This window comes from Vibrio sp. 16 (genome assembly GCF_963681195.1).
In the GTDB taxonomy this organism is placed as follows: Bacteria; Pseudomonadota; Gammaproteobacteria; order Enterobacterales; family Vibrionaceae; genus Vibrio; species Vibrio sinaloensis_D.
Map to the genome: position 1 here is coordinate 1,165,673 of NZ_OY808997.1, position 19,331 is coordinate 1,185,003.

A 19,331-nucleotide genomic window follows, 5' to 3' on the forward strand; every position below is an offset into this window, starting at 1 on the left:
CGGTCTCTAGCGAGCAATATCAAGTTGGTTATCTTTTACGCCGTTAACGCGAAACCAACCTGCGATGCTAAAGCGCTCGGTATTGGTGGGCAATACTTCGTGTGGAAACTGCTCAGATAAGAACACAAACAGGCGACCAGACTTTGGTGGCAGGGTCATCAGCGGATTGTCATCTAAATCATACACAACCAACTCTCCGGCATCTTCCTTACTCCACTCGTCGTTCATATAAAAGACCGTGGTCAAGCGACGGTTTTCATTGCCTTGAAAGCAGTCCAGATGCTTTTGATAAAAATCACCTTTCTCATACTTGGCAAAGTGCGCTTCGTACTCGAATAACCCCAAGAAGAAATGGCGATTCGCTTCCAAACGAATTTGCTCCATCTTGCTCAGGTAATTGGCGACGGGCGTCCCCATACTTGGTGTGAGCCACTGAATTTTGTCACTGCGAATGGAAGATTCTCGAGTCACTTCTTCATTGCGACCAATACGAGCTTTCTTCCAATTCTCAGGTATACACTCTTTGAGTTCTGAAACCTCTTGAGCGGATAGAAAATCATCCCAAACATAGTAGCCCTGAGTAAACAAAGCGTCGATAAGTGGGTTCATCATAATAGTTGTCCAATGAATAGATTCAGAGGACGCCTTATACAGGTAAGGTTATTTTAGTGACAAATCAGGTTCTTTGTCGTGAAGGACAAAGTTCGTTGATTAAGCATCAAAAATTGACAACTTAAGAGGAAGAGGCTCACCTAACCAGTAGGCGAAATCCGTATGGTCTTGGTATTCGTTGTCGGTCACGGCGTGCACCAACACAGACATCTCCTGACGATTTTTATCAAGCCAGTCAATAACCTTGTCAAACTGCTTTGAGTCAAAATCGATGGAAAAACTCCAGCTTAGATGCGGACCAACAAGACCACGGTTAAAGCGCCCAACAGAAAGCTCTAACTCCTCGCGAGCATAATCACGAAGCGAATAGGCGATATCACTTGTGTGCTCATCAAAATAAACGTGGGCATGATAATGTTGGTGAAGATTCTTAGGGTAACTCATTGTGCATACTTGATTTGTTCGGTCAAACGCATACTAACTAACCCGATATCACTAGTCTACCAATCCACGTTCAACCGCATATTTGGCGAGCTCTGCCGTACTGTGTAAGTCGAGCTTGTGTTTGATGTTCTGTCGATGAGTCTCAACGGTTCGATAGCTGATGTTGAGCATTGCAGCGACCTTTTTGCTGCTATGGCCCTGTGCGACAAGCTTGAGTACCGCCTCTTCTCGTCGGCTCAGTGGATTTGGCTTTTGGCTAGCGGGAACAACGTCTTGAGAAAACAGCGTTTGAGTCACGGACTCACAAAAGTACGTTGAACCTTGATTAACCGTTTTGATGGCCTGAACCATCTTATCCGCACTGATTTCCTTAAGCATGTAACCGACGGCGCCCACTTGCATTACCTTCATTATGTATTCGCGGTTGTCATGCATGGTTAACATCAAAATTTTCGCTTGCGGGTTTTCTTCGCGGATCATATTTGTCGCCTCGATGCCATTCATGATTGGCATACTGACATCCATCAAAACCACATCGGGCTTCAACTGTTTCACCCTTTCTACCGCCTCTAACCCATTACTTGCTGTCCCGATAACCTCGATTTCAGGCTCCATTTGTAAACGAGCCATAAATCCATCGAGTACCACCTGGTGGTCGTCTGCGATAACAACTTTGATTACATCACCCATACACCAATCCATCCAGTTCTAAGAGCACAGTGATCTCGGTTCCAAAGCCCGGCTCACTTTCAATTTCAAAATCTCCGCCGATAAACTCGACGCGCTCACGCATGTTACGTAAGCCAATCCCTCGTTTACGCATGGCTGTAGAAACGTCAAACCCTACACCATCATCTCTAATAATAAGCTGTAGCATATTGCCCATTTGCTGCAAAATCACGCTGACTTTGTTGGCATTGGCGTGTTTTCCGATGTTGGTCAAGGATTCTTGCGCCACCCGATAAAGCGTCGTTGCCACTTCGGACTTTAACTTGCCTGACTCGGTCGTCAGTGACGACTCCACCTCGACACCGGAATGCGCTTTGAAGTCTTGCAGCAGACTGTTCATGGCAGCCTGTAAGCCAATGTCATCCAAAGCACTGGGGCGAAGTTGGTGTGAGATATGACGAACTTCATTGATTGCTGTCATCAAGGAATGCTGAGACTTGACGAGATGCTGCTGCAACTCGGGCTGTTCAATTTTATTGCTGAGCAGTTCGAGATGGCATTTACTCGACACCAAAAGTTGATTGATGCCATCATGCAACTCTCTGGCAAGATGCTTTTTCTCATCTTCTTGAAACATCACGGTTTTGTGCGCCAACTCTTTTAAGCTTCGATCTGCTAGCTTGTGCTCGTGTAGATTAACCGCCAACGTAATCACGACGATAACGGCAACCGTGACAATCATGATGACAATCACTGTAAAAAAGGTGGTTTCGATGTTCTTGTTGATTTCAGATTGAAGCCGAGCCACTTCTTTAGAAATGTCTTCAATGTAGAGACCCGTTCCGATCATCCAATTCCATTTATCTAGCCAAGCGGCATAGCTTAGCTTCGGAACACTTTCCCCAGAGGAGGGTTTTTGCCAAAGATATTCGTGATAGCCTCCCCCGTTTCGAGCTTGGTGTAACAAGGCTGCAATCAGAAAGTCACCATTTTCATCCTGAATATCAATCAGGTTCTGACCCACTAATTCAGGAATGATGGGATGAACAAGATTAACGCCCGTCTCGTCATAAGCGAAGAAATATCCATCCCCTTCTGTGCCATAACGCAGCTTGTCGATGATCTGTTTTACTTCTTGTTTCGCAACCTCTTCCGGTAGATTCGGGTCATTATAAATATGAGAAATGGCGTCAAACGCGAGATCCACACTGTCTTTAAGTGCGGTCTCTTTAGATTTGATCAAACCAGCACGAAATAACTCGACTTCCTTTTTGCCAAGGGTTTGAGCTTGGTAAATAGAGATCCAACTGGTGATCGCCGTTACGAGTAATAACGGGACAAGGCTGAGCAAAATGAGTTTAGCTTGTAGAGGCATTCCATTCCCCTTAATACAACGAAAGCCGCTTACGGCCAGTAAGCGGCTTAACTATAGCAATGATTGTTAATTATCTGTAACTATGCGGTCACATTCCGTAAAACTCGGGGAAAACCAACAAACTAGCGAGAACCAGTATCTGAATTGCGATAAATGGCATTACCCCTCGGTAGATGTCTTGTGTTGTGACGCCTTTCGGTGCTACCCCTTTTAGATAGAACAAGCTAAAACCAAATGGAGGCGTTAGGAATGAGGTCTGAAGGTTCATAGCGATAAGAATTGCAAACCACGTCATATTGATGCCTAGGATCTCGGCAACAGGCGCCAAAATAGGAACAATGATGAAACAGATTTCCACGAAGTCGATAAAGAAACCAAGCACCAAAATGACAAGCATCGTGATGATGAGGAAGCCCCATTTCTCACCTGGGATATTCAACATCCACTCTTCGACTAAGTAGTCACCGCCCGTATAGGTGAACGCCATAGAGAAAGCCGTTGCACCGAGTAGAATCGCGAACACCATTGCCGTTACTTTGACGGTTTCTTTGGCTGCCTCATAGACCATCGACCAACTAAACTGACCGTATAGAAGTGCAAGAATAATCGCACCGGCACCACCTAGCGCTGCCGATTCTGTTGGCGTTGCAACACCTGCGAAGATAGAACCGAGAACCACAACAATCAGTGCGAGTGGCGGGATAACCGCTTTCAATGCCGTGATTACCTCTTGCTTGCGATCCATCGTGCCATCGCTAGGGATAGGTTGCGCAGCCTCTGGGTTTAGCTTCGCGTAGATAAGGATATAGATGACATAAGCCCCCACTAAGACAAGGCCCGGCCAAACCGCCGCTTGGAAAAGATCACCAACAGGCACGCCCAATACATCACCCAGCAGAATCAAAACGATAGAAGGCGGGATGATCTGTCCCAACGTTCCTGAGGCACAAATCGTACCGCAGGCAAGACCTTTATCGTAGTTGTACTTGAGCATCACAGGCAATGAGATAAGCCCCATCGCAACGACCGAAGCCCCTACCACACCCGTTGATGCCGCGAGCAGTGCACCAACTAATACGGTTGAGATCGCAATCCCCCCACGTACACCGCCAAACAACTTGCCCATTGACTCAAGTAACTGTTCCGCAAGGCGAGTTTTTTGCAGCACCAGCCCCATGAAAACAAACAGTGGCACAGCCATCAGGACGGTGTTTTCCATGATCGACTGAATTCGATACGGCATGAAGGCAAACATCTCCCAACCTTCTGCCCAAACACCAAAGATTAACGCGATACCACCAAAGGTAAACGCAACAGGGAAGCCAAGTAGCAGAGCGAACAAGGCAACGAAAAACATTACAATACCGACCATGATTAGCTCTCCGACTTTTGGTTCTGACTTGCTTGGTAAAGAAGGTGAGGATTCACAATCTTATTGATTGAATGCAGCAACAAGCCTACGCCACTGACTGCCATAAAGAAGAATGATAAAGGGATCATCGCTTTAATGATCCAGCGATAAGGTAAGCCACCAGGGTCACCCGAAGTCTCTCCTAGCGCGTAACTCTCCTTCGCAAAGTCGATACCGTAATAGGCAACCAGTAGGCAAAATGGGAAAAGAAAAAAAAGTGTGCCTAACACATCGATAATGGCCTGCGCTTTATTCGATAAGCGCTCATAGAAAAGGTCGACTCGTACATGGCCCCCAGCTTTGATCGCGTAGGGAACACCTAATAAAAATACGGCAGAAAACAGGTGCCATTCCATCTCTTGGAATGCAATAGAGACATCGTTAAACACGTAACGCATTACAACGTCATAGACGACATTGGCAAGCAACAAGATAAACAAAATGCTTGATAACCATCCAAGGAAGTCACCAAAGCGATTAAACGCTCGCTCAATATAAATTAGGCTTCTCATTCCCTACTCCATGGAATTTTGAATGAAACGCCACTTAAAGGTGGCGTTTAGTTTGATTAGATTTCTTGGGCTTCGCCAACAAGGTGACAGTGTCACCCTGTCAGCATTTTTATTTATATGTTTTTGTTATTGAGCTTGGCTATTTAGGTAAGCACGGTGCGAAATGTTAGACCACGGACGAACTTGGTTGATGTAGTCTGCTTGCGATTGTTGGATTTCTTTCGCCATTGCATCTTTCTCAGCGTGTGCCTTCAATAGACGATCATTTGCTTCACGCAGCGCCGTCATGACCTCTTCTGGGAAGTCTTTAACCTGAACATTCGGGTACTCAGATTGGATAGACGCCCAGTTTTTGCCACTTTCATGCTTAGATTGAGTGTACATATCGTAAGCAGCGGTTTTCATTGCCACTTGAAGGATCGCTTTTAGATCATCTGGTAGACGTTCCCACACACGTTTGTTGACTAAGAACTGAAGTTCCGTCCCTGGCTCATGCCAACCTGTGTAGTAGTAAGGTGCAATTTTGTGGAAACCCATACGCAAATCGAGTGATGGACCAACCCACTCAAGCGCATCGATGGTACGACGCTCTAAAGAAGTGTATAGCTCACCAGGGGCAATGTTCGTCGGTTTAGCGCCAAGCTCAGCAAGGATTTCACCGGCAAAACCTGGAATACGCATTTTCAAACCTTGTAGGTCTTCAACCGAATTGATCTCTTTTTGGAACCAGCCGCCCATCTGGGTATCCGTGTTACCACCAGGGAAAGAAAGCAGGTTATGAGGAGCGTAAACCTTTTCCATCAACTCCATACCGCCACCGTAGTAGAACCAAGCGTACTGTTCTGTTGGCAGCATACCGAAAGGCATTGAAGTGAAATAAAGAGTGTTAGGTACTTTGCCTTTCCAGTAGTAAGACGCAGAGTGGCCAAGATCATACTGGCCGGATTTCACCATATCGAAAACACCCAATGGCGCTTTGTGCTTGTTTGCAGAGTCGATGCGAATTTGCAAACGACCGTTCGACATTTCCTCAGCCATCTTTGCCATGTTTTTGGTCGCGTCACCAAAAATCGGGAAATTTGGTCCCCACGTTTCCGCCAGTTTCAAGCGATACACTTTTTCTGCAGCACTAACCGATGTCGCCGCCATCATTAGCGCCGCAGCCACTGCTGTACCTTTTAGTACTCGTTTTAAAGATTGTTTGATAAGACTCATGTTCACGTCCTTTGTTAGCCGACATACCTTCATAGGTAGTTTCTGTTCCGGTTAAAGAGTCGTACAAGACATGAAAAGATGAAATCAGCGAGAACACGCACTGTTATTAACAATTACAAACAGCGTAATACTTATGGCGTACGTAGTAATACGTACTACAAATTATCCAGCACTATGAGAATTAATAAGTTAGAAACAAGAGACAGGAAAAAACAAGCGAGATATACGTAGAAACAAATTTTGACTAGAAATGTAGGAAAAATGTAATAAGTGTGACAAGCGGGTCGTTTTTATGCGCTTGAGTTTATAAAACAGAAAGCCTCGAACACGTCGAGGCTTCTAAAGCATTATGCCTAATGAATATCACTAGGTAAGCAGAGCGGTTACTAAACAGCTTTGTAGATAACCTTGTTGCCCGCTAGCTGCTCTTTGACCACTAGATTCTCTTCTAGTAGTTTTTTAAGAGCACCTGTCGCCCAAGATGCTGCTTTCGCATCTTCCTGGCCTGCTTCTAGGCCGATACCTTTAGGGTTAATGCCTTCAGCATTTGCCACAACGATATCCAGAACTTGTTGTTGTTTTGGCGTTAATGCAACGTCAGTTGCTTTAGCTACAACAACTTTCTCCGCTGCTGGCGCTGCAGCTACTTTCTTCTCAACTACAGGCTTCGCTTTCTTTGTTGCTGCTACATTTGCAACTGTCGCTTTAATACGCTTTTGCAGTTTCATCTGCACTTTGCGCTTATGAGCAAGTCTCATCGAGTATTTCTCCATTTCACTGCATACGGAGCAGTGGTGAAAATTTGAAGCGCGATTTATACCAAAATTTTGCAGTCATTTACAGCGTATGGTCAGCTTTATAGACCAAAAATGCGTGATATCCGGTTATCAGACTACAATTTAATCAATAGGGTTTATGATCTTTTTCCTAACTACTGAATATATAAACAGAGGTTTAAACGTCACGAGTGGCCGCTATGGAAACACTGCACTTATCCAATCAACCGCTAGATTTTCGCTCACCATTTGCCAAGATAGTCGGATGGTTGCTCACGATCGGCGTCTTGTTTCTGGTTATGTATGCGCCGGGATTACAACAAGCCCTTTTAACCCTAGTGGCGGTTTGCTCAGTGATTGGCTTTGCCTACCTGATGATTCAAAAAGCAACCGTCGGCTACACCTTAACTGCCACTCATTTTCAGCAACACCTGTTCAAAGGTGGTTGGGTCGTAAAATGGACGAACATAAGTAAAATCGGTATTTGTCATTGCGATCAAGAAGGGTGGCAACAACCCCTCCCCTGGATTGGCATCAAGCTCAAAGACTACTCGCCCTACCTAGAGAGCATTTGTCCTCGGATTGCGACAGAAATACTGTTGAGCCAACGGGCACTGCTTTACCTTGGCGCACGGCAACACAATCAAGGCACCCGATTTGAGGACATTGTGCTTGATTCAACGCCCTACAAAAACAGCCGTGGTGAAGAGTTTAAAGGGTTGCAAGCCATGCTCGCTAACCGAATGGCTTATCAAAGACGTTATTTTGATTACGATATTTTTATCTCGGCACAAGATCTCGATCGACCCATAGAAGAGTTCGTTGGTTTGACGCGGCGCTACCTTGCCGCCGCAGAAGCAGATTGAGATCCTGCATAGAAAACTAAAAAGACCGCACTAAGCGGTCTTTTTGCAATATCTATACGGCCATTTAGTACAACGGCATCTCATCGGCCACAAACGGGTTTGATGCTCGCTCGCGGCCAAAAGTGGATTCTGGACCATGACCAGGGACGAAGCGCACCTCGTTTCCTAAAGGCCAGAGCTTAGTCTTGATAGAGCTAATCAATGTATTGAAGTCGCCTTTGGGAAAATCAGTACGGCCAATAGAACCGTTAAACAGTACATCCCCGACAAAGGCAAGTTTGGCTTCGTTACTAAACAGCACCACATGACCTGGCGTGTGCCCTGGTGTATGAATCACGTCCATAACCTGATTCCCGAACACGACTTTGTCACCCTCTTCCAACCATTGATGAGGTTCAAACGCTTCGGTAAGCGGAAAACCAAACATCTGGCTTTGGTTTTCTAGACCTTGAAGCCAAAAGTTGTCATCTTTATGAGGGCCAACGATCTCAATTCCGCCAAGCTCTGCCGCAAGCGGTTCAGTGCCCCCTACGTGGTCTAAGTGGCCATGAGTCAGTACGAGTTTGACAACCTTCACACCGAGCTCTTTGATAAGCATTGCAAGTTGTTTTACATCACCGCCGGGATCCACCACTACCCCTTCCATTGTTTCATCGCACCAAACGATAGAACAATTTTGAGAAAACGAGGTAACGGGAACAACTTGGTACTTCAAAGACATAAACGAACCTTTATCTATAGCTAAACTGGCTGAACTATGACATCTGACTGGTTATTTGACAATAGTCGCAACCTTATTGCCTTAGCGTGCTACGACCAATAGCGTACTGGACCGGTGTCAATATGAATAAAGTTACTGCGAGGGTAATAGCCAACGCCACCCGCTTTTAAGCTGATTGCAGCATCTCTCACTTGTTTTAGATTGACACCATCAAGACGGAAATCGATGGCTTGACCAAGCATGTGATAGCTTTTCTTCGCGACACCACCAGAATTGCTTCGAAGCGCTTCATTCGTCGCAGGAGAGCGATACCCAGAAATGACAATCACTTCAGACTCAACCCCCAACTCTGACTGAATGAGAGAGATTTGGTCAAATAGGTATTTATCCATGGTGTGAACTTCATTACGGCGGAAATCGCGGCACAAATGGTCAATGCGAGAAAGTTCGTTTTTGACATATTTCTGACCATCAAAGTAGCACGCTTCTAGTTCTTCACCGGTATTAAGCGCTTTAAGTGCTAATGCTCTCGGTTCATCGGGGAGTGAAGCGAAAGCCAAACTTGGCGCACAACTCGCAACGACTAAGCCACTCCCTGCTAATTTAATAAAATCTCTTCGTGAAAAATCCACAACAAAATGCCTTCATATAACGGTTTATTGGAAACGTGTCGCGAAATGACACTACCTAACTCTTATATGAAGTGCAAATGCATAAATCGTGCTCACAATATGCAAAATCGCAGCTTTTATTGCTTAACCTTTGAACGAAATACAAAAAATAGTTCGATGAGTGAATTGTCATTTTTAGGTCAATCTCACCCTTTTGTGTAACCAAAGGTATCTAGCTGATAAATATCTTCTCTGTAGTGGGTTTTGCCTTCTTCAAACCAAGCGGTTTGATAGATGATGTGTACGGGGATACGTTTACGAAGAGGGATTTTCTTGTTCGAGCGATCCGCCTCCGCTGAGAGTTTACTTTTCGTCAGCCCTTGATGTTCAAGTAGGCGAGAAGCAAAAACATCCGCGTGTTCGACTCGAATACACCCAGAACTAAACGCTCGCTGAGGCTCGTTAAAAAGCCCTTTGCTCGGAGTATCATGCAGGTAAATAGCACGTTTGTTCGGGGTGTTGAACTTATAAAGTCCTAGTGCATTTTGGTTGCCAGAGAGTTGGGTCATCCGATAAGGAAACGACTTAGGGTTCATCGCGTCCCAATCTATTTGCTGCGGATCAATACGTTCTTTCGAACCCCACTTGGGCAAAATCTCAATGTGTTGTCTGGTGAGGTATTCAGGATCCTCTTTCATTTTAGGAATGATGTCCTCAACCATAATTTTCCACGGTACATTCCAAGTCGGATTGAGGATCAATGTATCAAGGTTGGTGATCATCAGAGGGGTCGGTCTTGCTTGGCGACCCACCACCACTTTCGATTCAAATACGTTTTTTCCCCCATGCCAGTAGGTCATTTCATAACTGGGCACATTAACGACAATTATGGTGTCTTTATCGCTCGGCCAATAGCGAATCCGTTCGGCATTCAACGCCAATGTTGTTAATCGATCTTTCATCGACACATTGAGCCACTTAGCTGTTTCAGGACCGATGACACCGTCTTCTTTTAGTCCATGCAACTTCTGAAACTGCTTAATCGCTGGGACTAGACTCATGTCGTAATAAGTAACATCACGCCTAACGTTTGCCAAATCGACATCAACGACGCTTAGGCGCTCTAAAAGCAGCTCTCTATCAAGTAGCTTGTCGCCGACTTTGATCAAACCGCCTTGCTCAAGCAAAGGAATATTGCGTTTGTCGTGTTTGGAAATATGTAGGTAGGTATCAATCAAGCGAAGGTAGTCTGGGCTGTCTGGCGTATAGGACTCAATCAGCGCAGACAACTGCTGATTGGCAACGGCTCGTCGGACTGCGACCACAGCACCTGTCGGGATCGGCTGCAGCGATTCAGTCAACTTGCGCTCAAAAAACCATTCTCCACCATTGGTTTTGGCTTTTTCCGCATAGTTGAGATATAGGAGTAAGGTATCAGTCGCCAAGAGATCATATTCAAACCAGCGATTGCTCTTACGATAAAACTGCAAATAGCTTAATTGTCGGGAAAACAGCGGGCTAAACCCTGCGTGTTGTATCACCTCCAACTGGAACTCGAGACTGCTGCCCTGCTGAAGATCAAACCAAATAAGCTGTTCGCCGTTTTCTTGGTAGATTTGTTCGACCACAGACGGATACTGTAGCAACTCATTCAGTTTGCTATCAGCACTTGTCCACCCTAATTGATGGAAATAATCTGAGGCAAAAACCTGTAACGGAAACAACCACACCATCAACAACCAAGTTTTCCAAACCCTCATAACACATCCCTTTTTACGCTGATAAAAGAAAGTATGGCAGAGAAGATTGAAGATAGTGTGACTTGTTTTTAAGAATTTAATAAAGGTCTTGGTAATTCAAACTTTTATTAATAATTTACTGTTCTAACGCAGCGCACCTAGGCGATTGCTGACCAATGGTTATCCCACTGCACTCCAGACTGAAATGTGCTTTTATCACTCGGAGAAGACTGAGTGATCACACTGCCCGCTCCGGAGCTGACTCGAAAATGCCCATCATGCGCGACGACACCGGAAGCATCTGGCAATGGGGCCAACTCCACCAGCTGCCGACTTTGTTTCGACCATATCCCATAACAGTTACCTCGAGGCGATGTGGCCAAGATCCAATCTTCGGTCGCCGCGATGCTTGCGATGTAGTGATTGAACCTAGCCCACTGCTCAGGCTCTGCCTCAAGAGAGGTCAGCGATTCTCCCTTTTTATGTATCGCTAGCAACGCAGGGTATTCGTCTGGCTCACCTCGATATTGTTGACCACACAACACAGTCTCGCTTCCGTCATGGGCTAAGTGGCGAATACTTAAGTGACGATCGGAAAGGGTCTGCTGTTCAATTAACTCGCCGTTGCGATCCAAATAACTCAAACTTGGCGTCATTGTCGACAAGTTAAGCGGCGTTCGACCGTCAGTATGGACACCGCCGACACCAATAGCCAAGGTGTCATTGGGCATCATGATCACTTCATGCGGGCCTAGACCAAAATTGGTGAACTCCGCGACTTTCTCGTAACCCGCGACCACGTCATAAACGCCAATAATTCCTTTACTGGTATCACGCTCACCTTCGGTGGCATATAGCCATTGACCATCATTCGAGTAGACGCCATGGCCATAAAAGTGACGTTTTACATGGGCAGAACGAACGTTAACGACCTCGCCAGTTTGATAGTCAAAGACAACAAAAAACGTGCCCGGGCGACGTGCAAATGCCACCCCATGGCGAAATCGCTTATTAGTTGCCACGCCATGACCGCGCTCTGGCAACGGAATGTGAAACAGTGGCGAGCCAAATTCATCGGCGACAACCGCACTGTACTTTCCTCGTCCCTTAATCGCGCAGCCTATCAAAGCAGGTTCTCGGCGTGAAGGTGTCGAGGTACAACCTAATGGCAGTATCGGGGCGGCAGCGCCAAAAAGTGCCGCTTTGAGCAATGAGCGCCTTGTCTTATCAGTCACCATCAGTTGCGTTAAATCCTATTACTACACCCAGTTCAATCGCCACTTCTTCGTGAATCAAATATTTTAACTGCTCTAACTTGTTGTAGTTCGAGTAAGCCACGCGATACCCGTCTTTCGATTGGAGCAAATCAAACAAACTGACGTCAACAGGCCATGTCTCAATCGTCATATCGAACTGCCTCAAGATACGGTTTGCCAGATCCGAATATCCTCTTTGGCGAAGCGATGCATCCAACCCTTGTCCATTTGCTAGATAGAGTTCTCGCAGTGCGATGACATTCGCTTTCAATTGCATCATCGATGTTTGAGAGCGCCAAGATTCAGCAAAGTAAGGTCGAGGTTGGCCAAATTTAGCCAATGGTCGACTCATTTTCTTCATGCTGTATTCGAGCTGGTTAGACAGCAAAGCGATGTACTCAGATGTCCATGCTTTGTCATCTAAGCGCTTCCAAGGATTCGTTTGCCATGCAGCGTAAATCGCATTGGCGTTGTTATTTAAGTTCTGGCTAATCGCGATTGCCGTTTGACAGACACGACTTTGAGGCGCGAGCGATGAGCTCTCATCATAGAGCAGCCATTCCAGTGAGCCTAGACCTTGAACCGTCACGCTTTGCTGCGCTATCTCGGATGCGGACCACGCTTTGTCCTGTCCAATTAGGCTCGACATCTTCCGCCCTGTGGTATTTTTTTTGTCTGGCCAAAATTGGACATTCCAGCTTTGTGCAAGTGCCGCCTCTGGGCCACGCTCTTGACCTTGCAGCGCCATCCAGCTTTCCATCGTGCTGCGCCACTGCTGTCGAGTAGCATCGAGCGACACTGATTCTGCACAATACTGTTCAAACTGACGACTCAACAAATCACTCTGCTGGGCAAATTTCTGAGCGGCATAATACTCGACTTGATAGACGCCTTGACTGGCATGATTCGTCTGCTCAGGCTCGGTGATTTTGTCTGACTGAGACTGACAACCAACGAGCCCCATCAATGCAATGGATGCTGCCGTTATCTGAAACCTATTCATGTTGAACCCTTACAGTGAGTTGAGAAATGCGATTAACGCATCACGCTCAGTTTGACTAAAAGTAAGCACCGTTTGCTTCGCGTTTTCCGCTTCTCCGCCATGCCAAAGCACCGCTTCCATTAGGTTTCGCGCTCGTCCATCGTGTAGGAAATAGGTGTGTCCGTTGACTTCTTCAGTGTAACCGATACCCCAAAGCGGCGCCGTGCGCCATTCGCGCCCATTGGCTAGATACTCAGGTCTGTTATCCGCGAGCCCCTCTCCCATGTCATGAAGCAACATGTCGGTATAAGGGTGGATTATCTGATTTGAAAGCGCAGGCAGCCCTTCACGCTCGCCAGTTTTCACATTCGTCTTATGGCAACTCTCACAGCCCGCTTTCGCGAACAGCGCCTGGCCTTTTTGAACCAAAGGATCATCTAAGTTGCGACGGATTGGCACCGCTAAATGTTGTGAATAGAATTCGACAAAGTTGAGAATTTTTTCACTGACTTCCGGGTTACCGCCATTTGGCAACTCGTCACACAGTGTCTGACTGGCGGTGCAGTTCTCTTTCGGAAACAGATGGCTTGTTAGACCGACATCGCCGTTAAATGCAGCGGCATTTTGCTGCATTAAATTTGGCTGACCCGCTTTCCAGCCAAATCGGCCAATCGCAAAATCATTCGCTTGCACATCCCACACTTTGTTGGTTTTACCGGAGATCCCGTCACCATCTCGGTCTTGCTCGTCAGCCCATTGTTGCAAGGTTTCATCGGGAATACTCTCAAGTAAACCTAATCCAATCATGGGTGGCGCTACTCGAGCAGAAAACTGCGTGTCTGGGTGCATCGCTCCATAACCAAGCTCAGTAATTTCGAGCTTAGGTTTTCTCAACGTAACCACGGTGCCATCTTTGAACGTGACAGGATGATCACTGTAGGTGATTTTGATCTGTCCTTCAGGTGTTTGGTCTTGAAGCGCAAAATCTTGTAGCTGACCACCGTAAGTGGGTTCTGGGATAACACCATCTTTAATAAATGCGGCTTTCTGCTCTGGCGTCATTGCAGGGATACTTAGCCTCACTAGCATAGAGACTGCATGCAAATCACCCTTTTCCGGTGGGTGCCCTCGACCATCTTTGATATGACAGTTTTGACAGCCATTGGTATTAAATAGCGGACCTAAACCGTCACGCGCATCGGTTGACGCAGGAGCCTGAACCCATGGATTTCGAAAGAAGCTATTACCAACGCTAAAATCCAAACGTTTGGACATCGGCAAGTTACCCGCGGGCAAGGAATAGGCATTCGCGCCGTCTTTTTTTACTGACGTGCCGCCACCAGACGCAACCTCGTAGGCAGATACCGCAGTGCTAGTAATGAGTAATGCAGAAAGAAAGGAGAGTTTGTAAAACATGATACCTAGCGCTCATAGCAAAACCTTAGCATTTTAAATATGTAAACAAGAAATATTCTCATTAAATGTAAGGTTATAAAAACAACAAAAAGGGCTCAAAGGAGCCCTTGCATGATCAGAAATCGAATTAAAATTCGTGATCAGCCGTATCTGGGTTTAGGCTGTTAATTCCAACAATTTTTGCCGCACGCTCAATTGAAGCCGTTTGAGCAACCAGCGACATAATTGTCTCGTTCACCAACGCGTTGCCTTTCACGTTTCCAGATGCGATAAGTTGATCGAAGAACTCACCGTTATTTTCTGCAGATGTCACCAATTGACCGACTTGTGAACGGGTAACATCAAACTGCTTCTGGATCTCTTTTGCTGCTTGCTGGTCTTTTTGAGCAACGAGATCATTAATGCTTGGTCCCGAGAGCAATGTACCGTCCTGACGCTTGTACAAACCCGTGTAAACGTTGTAAATACCCTGCTCGTTGTAGTAGTGAGAGTTATGCGTATTGTCAGAGAAACAATCGTGCTCGTCTTCCGTTGAGTTCGCTTCTAATGCCACTTTCATGCGCTCGCCGGCGAGTTCACCAAGAGATAGTGAACCCATACCAAATAGCATTTTACGTAGGCCATTTTCTGAAGAGTCAGAGAGTAATTCTGCGCGGTAGTTACCCTTCTCATCCGCTGACCACTGTTTTTCCATCCATTCTAGATCTTGGATTAGCAGTTGAGCTGTCGCTTTTAGGTACTCGCCACGACGCTCACAGTTGCCGTTCGTACAACCTTCACCCACCACGAAATCTGTGTAAGGACGCTGACCAGCTCCCGCATTAGTACCATTTAGGTCTTGGCCCCATAGCAAGAATTCAATCGCGTGGTAGCCTGAAGCGACGTTTGCCTCAGAGCCGCCGATTTCATTCAAATCTGCAATCGCTTTTGGCGTCAGCTGAGAAACGTCCATTGTTGTAGCGCCAATTTTCAGCTGCTTATTCGCGACAATGTTTGCATTTGCACCTTCGTTACCTAGCTCGTGCTGGTAATCAGTCGATACATAATCGATAAGACCTTCGTCAAGCGGCCATGCATTCAGCTGCCCTTCCCAATCATCCACAACTGCGTTGCCAAAACGGAACACCTCAGATTGTTGATAAGGAACGCGAGAGTCTAGCCAAGCTTGTTTTACTTCTTCTAGCTTTGCAGCTGAAGGTGTTGCTAGGAAAGATTCGATAGACTTATCTAGCTTTTTGGCGGTCGTCAGTGAATCTTCAAAAACCGCATGTGCGATGTCTGCGTAATGTTCAACAACCTGTTCTTTAGTCACTTTCGCAGCAAAAACCGAGCTGCTCGCCAATACCAAAGAAGCAGCGACTGATTGCGCCAATAGAGATTTAACATTCATTGAAAAGCATCCTTGTTGAGCTTAATAATCGTTATTATTTATTAGTGCTAATTATTATCATTTACACTATCAGGACGCAATCATACAAATTTACAATTTTATTGCAAGAGGCATACAAAAAAGCCTCACAGAAGTGAGGCTTTTATCAACATAGATGAAATCAGGGCTTACAGCTTTAGATGATGCTTTCCATGAGAGACTTTTGCTTTCAGGTACCCTTCGTTGCCGTCTTTAACGTGGGCTGAAGTATTGACAACTTGCTCGATTTCAATGCCGTATTCTTGAAGTTCACGAACCTTCTTCGGGTTATTGGTCACCAAGCGAATTTTGTTAACGTTCAGAGCTTTTAACATCTGCGCCGCTTCAGTGAAGTCACGCAGGTCATCACCAAAGCCTAGGTGATTGTTAGCTTCGTAGGTGTTCATGCCCTGACTTTGCAATTTATACGCATCGATTTTATTGTATAAACCGATGCCACGACCTTCTTGCCTTAAGTACAAGATGATCCCGCCAGACTCACCCATACGGTTTATCGTCTCGTCGAGTTGTTCTCCACAATCACAGCGTGAAGAATGGAAGACATCGCCAGTTAAACACTCTGAGTGCATACGAACCATCGGTGCCTCTTGAGTCTGGTCTGCATGTTTAAAAATGACTGCAACGTGCTCTTTATCTGTTTTCAGTCCAGAAAACGATAACAGTTCTGCATCAATATTACTCTTGGCACCGACTTTGAAGTCGACTCTGGCTCTTACTTCCGCCATATCCCTACTCACTCGAATCTCACTTGCTTCTATTTCTATCATTCTAGAAATCTCTTATTTGTTCTAACTATGGGGACTGATACTGGATAAATCAACGATTAGTTCACTTTTGTTATAATATAACAATTTAACTTCAAGGCAATAAAAAACCCCAACATGCAACGTTTGGGGTTTGTTCAAATAGGCTCAGGGGCTGGGTCAATGATTTTGCTTTGTTTTCCACATGAAGTGCTCAATCCAAAGCGATTCTAACTCGCGTAACTCTTCTTCAGTCAGTAGCGATAAAGTGGGCTTAGTCTGCGGCTGACAATATGCCTGCAGATGGCTTATCTGAGCATAAAAATCTTTTTTTAATTGCGCTTTATTTGTATCCACAATCATCCCTGCACTTAATCTATAACTGACTAAATTGTCACTCTAAATTCCACTTGTCTAAAAAATGATAACAAATTACATAGTTTGCGCAAAAGAGAGGACCTAATTTGGGCTTAAAATCACAATTTATTTATGGGTATACGCTTTACAATTCATTCGCTTAGATGATCTTTTTGGATCTTAGAACAGCTCCACATCACTAAATGGATCAATATCTTGATTTTGTCTGTTATCTTTTGCTAGTTCATCATAGCTACGGATCTGGTTTCGTCCTTCTGTTTTTGCTAAGTACAACGCTTTATCGGCGTGGCCTAAAATAGTCGGTAGATACTCATGGCGCGAGATTGCACACAATCCGCAACTTAGAGTGATCTGCTGAACTTGAGGAAAACGGTATTTTTCGATGTGCTTTCTGAATCCCTCCAGCTTGTCGTATGCATGGGATTGGTCTTGCTGAGGAAGTAAAACGACAAATTCTTCACCACCAAACCGAAACAACTGCTCGTTGTCGCAAAAGTAGTTCTGCATCTGCTGTGAAAACATCAGCAAAATCTCATCACCGATCATGTGACCAAATTGGTCGTTGATAGACTTGAAATGGTCTAAATCAATAATTGCCACCCACATATGCTCTCCCCCTTCACGAGGAGAGACCAGATCGAAGCTTTGCGACAACCTCTCTTCAAGTGTACGACGATTGAGTAACCCGGTTAACTTATCACGCTCACTCTCATGCAATACCACCAAATAGTTTTTGTAGATTTTTGCAAAACCATCAATAAGAAGTTGATAGTTAGAGGCATCACCATCGATATCTACAACCAGTTCAGCGGAGCTGTCATCAGAAATGGGGATGGGATAACTAATTCGAGAATGCGATTTACTTATTGTTTCGGTGGTAGGCGTTGACCTAGCATGGTCATGATATGAGTTTTTATCCAGATTCGGTTCATATACCCAATCGTAATGATGTTCTGTTTCACTTTTGGTCACTTTGGCAATAATCACCCTTGTATTGGCAATGAAATGCGTCAAACAAGCACTTTGGACTGGCATCATCTCAGTAAGTGTCGCCAAGAGACAGTGTCCTAATGAGATTGAGTTTCTCTGCTCGGTAATTTCTACAACGGAGCTCAGTATCCTATCATCCATTCGTCTGCTCTAATCGATTACTGATAACTTCAGTATAGGGCGAAAACCCTTATATGTAATTTATGGCATATACTTTATTGGACAAGCCCAATAACTGAGGAGACGGCATGTTTCTAGTGCGACTGATTTATGCGAGCACCGTCTGCGACAACTTGACGCAAAATGATATTGAAGAGCTACTCAGCATATCCAAAAAAAAACAATGCTTCTGTTGGTGTGACTGGTTTACTACTGTTCAGCCAAGACTATTTTTTACAGTGCCTCGAAGGCTCACGCTCTCAAGTAAACGCGATTTACCAACATATTTTGAACGACAGGCGACACAAGAAAGTCATACTACTTGAGTATACAGAAGTTGCTGAGAGGGAGTTTGGAGAGTGGAGTATGGGTTATATGTACCGAACATAGAATTGACAAGCCCAGTTAATCTGCGGTACTCGTCAAGTAAGCATTTTGACCCGTACAACATGTCAGGTGAAAGCGCCCACAAGCTTCTTGTTCACCTAAGAAAAGTCGTCAATATTGCGTAAAAGCAGGCTAAGCCTGCTTTTATCATTTTCGATGACCCAGTTTGACATTACCTTTTGAGTCAAACCACAACGCTTCACCGCGTCTGCGGCCAATTAGAATCGGACCATCATCGTAAAATAAAAAGTTCTTCCAATGCTTTTTGAATGTAGACCATTTGGTTTCAATCACGTTGTATTTTTCATAACAAAAGTACACCGTGACATCATCTTGCCAATCCAAAAACGCAAGGACTTCTTCTGGCATCGCGTCGTCATCAGACTCCCACGCCGCCATCCAGTCTACGGTCTCTTTCCAGTTGGATTCTCGCATAGGCCAATCACTGGAGCTGAGGCGATCAGCGTCGGGGCTTTGAGCACTGATGTTTTCTTTCCACAGCTGTGACGCGCGGGCTTGATCCATCGGTTTAATCGCCGCGAGATCTTCCTCTGGCACAGGCATTGATTGGTGAGTGAAAATCCATTTTCTTTGGTATTGATCCAAAGTGAGATACGACATTTATTATCCTCGTATGGCT

21 protein-coding genes are annotated in these 19,331 nt (G+C 45.4%); 2 read left to right on the plus strand and 19 right to left on the minus strand.

The window, feature by feature from the left end; translation table 11 throughout:
• Nucleotides 1-6: 6 nt before the first annotated feature.
• From U9J37_RS05165 to U9J37_RS05200, 8 genes are all read right to left on the minus strand, one after another.
• Nucleotides 7-609: a 2OG-Fe(II) oxygenase gene (locus tag U9J37_RS05165; protein WP_043886903.1), complete on the minus strand. Its 603-nt coding sequence runs from the start codon at nt 607-609 to the stop codon at nt 7-9.
• Between the two features lie 102 nt (nt 610-711).
• Nucleotides 712-1,056 carry a DOPA 4,5-dioxygenase family protein gene (locus U9J37_RS05170; RefSeq protein ID WP_005471898.1) on the minus strand — a complete coding sequence of 115 codons (345 nt, stop codon included), beginning with the start codon at nt 1,054-1,056 and terminating at the stop codon, nt 712-714.
• Nucleotides 1,057-1,107: 51 nt separating this feature from the next.
• Nucleotides 1,108-1,746 carry a response regulator gene (locus U9J37_RS05175; RefSeq protein ID WP_005472015.1) on the minus strand — a complete coding sequence of 213 codons (639 nt, stop codon included), beginning with the start codon at nt 1,744-1,746 and terminating at the stop codon, nt 1,108-1,110.
• Complete coding sequence (locus tag U9J37_RS05180) at nt 1,739-3,100, minus strand: cache domain-containing protein (RefSeq protein WP_005472162.1); 1,362 nt, start codon at nt 3,098-3,100, stop codon at nt 1,739-1,741. Before U9J37_RS05180 ends, U9J37_RS05175 begins: the two co-directional genes overlap by 8 nt.
• An 88-nt stretch (nt 3,101-3,188) precedes the next feature.
• On the minus strand, nt 3,189-4,472 hold the full coding sequence (locus tag U9J37_RS05185) for a TRAP transporter large permease (protein ID WP_005472108.1): 1,284 nt from the start codon (nt 4,470-4,472) through the stop codon (nt 3,189-3,191).
• A gap of 2 nt (nt 4,473-4,474) precedes the next feature.
• On the minus strand, nt 4,475-5,023 hold the full coding sequence (locus U9J37_RS05190) for a TRAP transporter small permease subunit (RefSeq protein ID WP_005472145.1): 549 nt from the start codon (nt 5,021-5,023) through the stop codon (nt 4,475-4,477).
• A gap of 126 nt (nt 5,024-5,149) precedes the next feature.
• Nucleotides 5,150-6,238, minus strand: a complete 1,089-nt coding sequence (locus U9J37_RS05195) for a TRAP transporter substrate-binding protein (RefSeq protein ID WP_038191892.1) — start codon at nt 6,236-6,238, stop codon at nt 5,150-5,152.
• Between the two features lie 386 nt (nt 6,239-6,624).
• A complete protein-coding gene (locus U9J37_RS05200; RefSeq protein ID WP_038134371.1) occupies nt 6,625-6,996 on the minus strand; it encodes a hypothetical protein in 372 nt (123 codons plus the stop codon).
• Between the two features lie 218 nt (nt 6,997-7,214).
• Between U9J37_RS05200 and U9J37_RS05205 the strand changes: the two genes are divergently transcribed.
• Nucleotides 7,215-7,880: a DUF2982 domain-containing protein gene (locus tag U9J37_RS05205; RefSeq protein ID WP_005472068.1), complete on the plus strand. Its 666-nt coding sequence runs from the start codon at nt 7,215-7,217 to the stop codon at nt 7,878-7,880.
• A gap of 64 nt (nt 7,881-7,944) precedes the next feature.
• Here the strand turns inward: U9J37_RS05205 and U9J37_RS05210 are convergent, their stop codons facing one another.
• The 10 genes from U9J37_RS05210 to U9J37_RS05255 all read right to left on the minus strand — a co-directional run bounded on the left by U9J37_RS05210 (nt 7,945) and on the right by U9J37_RS05255 (nt 18,286).
• Nucleotides 7,945-8,601, minus strand: coding sequence for an MBL fold metallo-hydrolase (locus U9J37_RS05210; RefSeq protein ID WP_005472085.1), 657 nt, complete (start codon nt 8,599-8,601; stop codon nt 7,945-7,947).
• 89 nt (nt 8,602-8,690) lie between these two features.
• Nucleotides 8,691-9,233 carry a peptidoglycan L,D-endopeptidase MepK gene (locus tag U9J37_RS05215; RefSeq protein ID WP_005471928.1) on the minus strand — a complete coding sequence of 181 codons (543 nt, stop codon included), beginning with the start codon at nt 9,231-9,233 and terminating at the stop codon, nt 8,691-8,693.
• A gap of 185 nt (nt 9,234-9,418) precedes the next feature.
• Entirely contained in the window at nt 9,419-10,972 is a 1,554-nt protein-coding gene (locus U9J37_RS05220) for a L,D-transpeptidase family protein (RefSeq protein WP_005472116.1), read from the minus strand.
• Nucleotides 10,973-11,109: 137 nt separating this feature from the next.
• A complete protein-coding gene (locus tag U9J37_RS05225) occupies nt 11,110-12,189 on the minus strand; it encodes a DUF1513 domain-containing protein (protein ID WP_005472098.1) in 1,080 nt (359 codons plus the stop codon).
• Nucleotides 12,179-13,210, minus strand: coding sequence for an imelysin family protein (locus U9J37_RS05230; RefSeq protein ID WP_005471918.1), 1,032 nt, complete (start codon nt 13,208-13,210; stop codon nt 12,179-12,181). The genes U9J37_RS05225 and U9J37_RS05230 overlap by 11 nt, the downstream gene beginning before the upstream one ends.
• A gap of 9 nt (nt 13,211-13,219) precedes the next feature.
• Nucleotides 13,220-14,605 carry a di-heme oxidoreductase family protein gene (locus tag U9J37_RS05235; RefSeq protein ID WP_005471954.1) on the minus strand — a complete coding sequence of 462 codons (1,386 nt, stop codon included), beginning with the start codon at nt 14,603-14,605 and terminating at the stop codon, nt 13,220-13,222.
• 127 nt (nt 14,606-14,732) lie between these two features.
• Complete coding sequence (locus tag U9J37_RS05240; RefSeq protein WP_005471950.1) at nt 14,733-15,995, minus strand: imelysin family protein; 1,263 nt, start codon at nt 15,993-15,995, stop codon at nt 14,733-14,735.
• Nucleotides 15,996-16,162: 167 nt separating this feature from the next.
• Nucleotides 16,163-16,801, minus strand: coding sequence for a GTP cyclohydrolase II (locus U9J37_RS05245; RefSeq protein WP_005471942.1), 639 nt, complete (start codon nt 16,799-16,801; stop codon nt 16,163-16,165).
• 156 nt (nt 16,802-16,957) lie between these two features.
• Nucleotides 16,958-17,140, minus strand: coding sequence for a hypothetical protein (locus U9J37_RS05250; protein ID WP_072016669.1), 183 nt, complete (start codon nt 17,138-17,140; stop codon nt 16,958-16,960).
• A gap of 174 nt (nt 17,141-17,314) precedes the next feature.
• Complete coding sequence (locus U9J37_RS05255) at nt 17,315-18,286, minus strand: GGDEF domain-containing protein (RefSeq protein ID WP_043886881.1); 972 nt, start codon at nt 18,284-18,286, stop codon at nt 17,315-17,317.
• A 162-nt stretch (nt 18,287-18,448) separates the two neighbouring features.
• Between U9J37_RS05255 and U9J37_RS05260 the strand changes: the two genes are divergently transcribed.
• Nucleotides 18,449-18,694 carry a BLUF domain-containing protein gene (locus U9J37_RS05260; protein WP_232280820.1) on the plus strand — a complete coding sequence of 82 codons (246 nt, stop codon included), beginning with the start codon at nt 18,449-18,451 and terminating at the stop codon, nt 18,692-18,694.
• 144 nt (nt 18,695-18,838) lie between these two features.
• On the opposite strand, the gene U9J37_RS05265 is transcribed toward U9J37_RS05260, so the two are convergent.
• Nucleotides 18,839-19,312: a DUF2947 domain-containing protein gene (locus U9J37_RS05265; protein ID WP_043886882.1), complete on the minus strand. Its 474-nt coding sequence runs from the start codon at nt 19,310-19,312 to the stop codon at nt 18,839-18,841.
• Between the last annotated feature and the right edge of the window lie 19 nt (nt 19,313-19,331).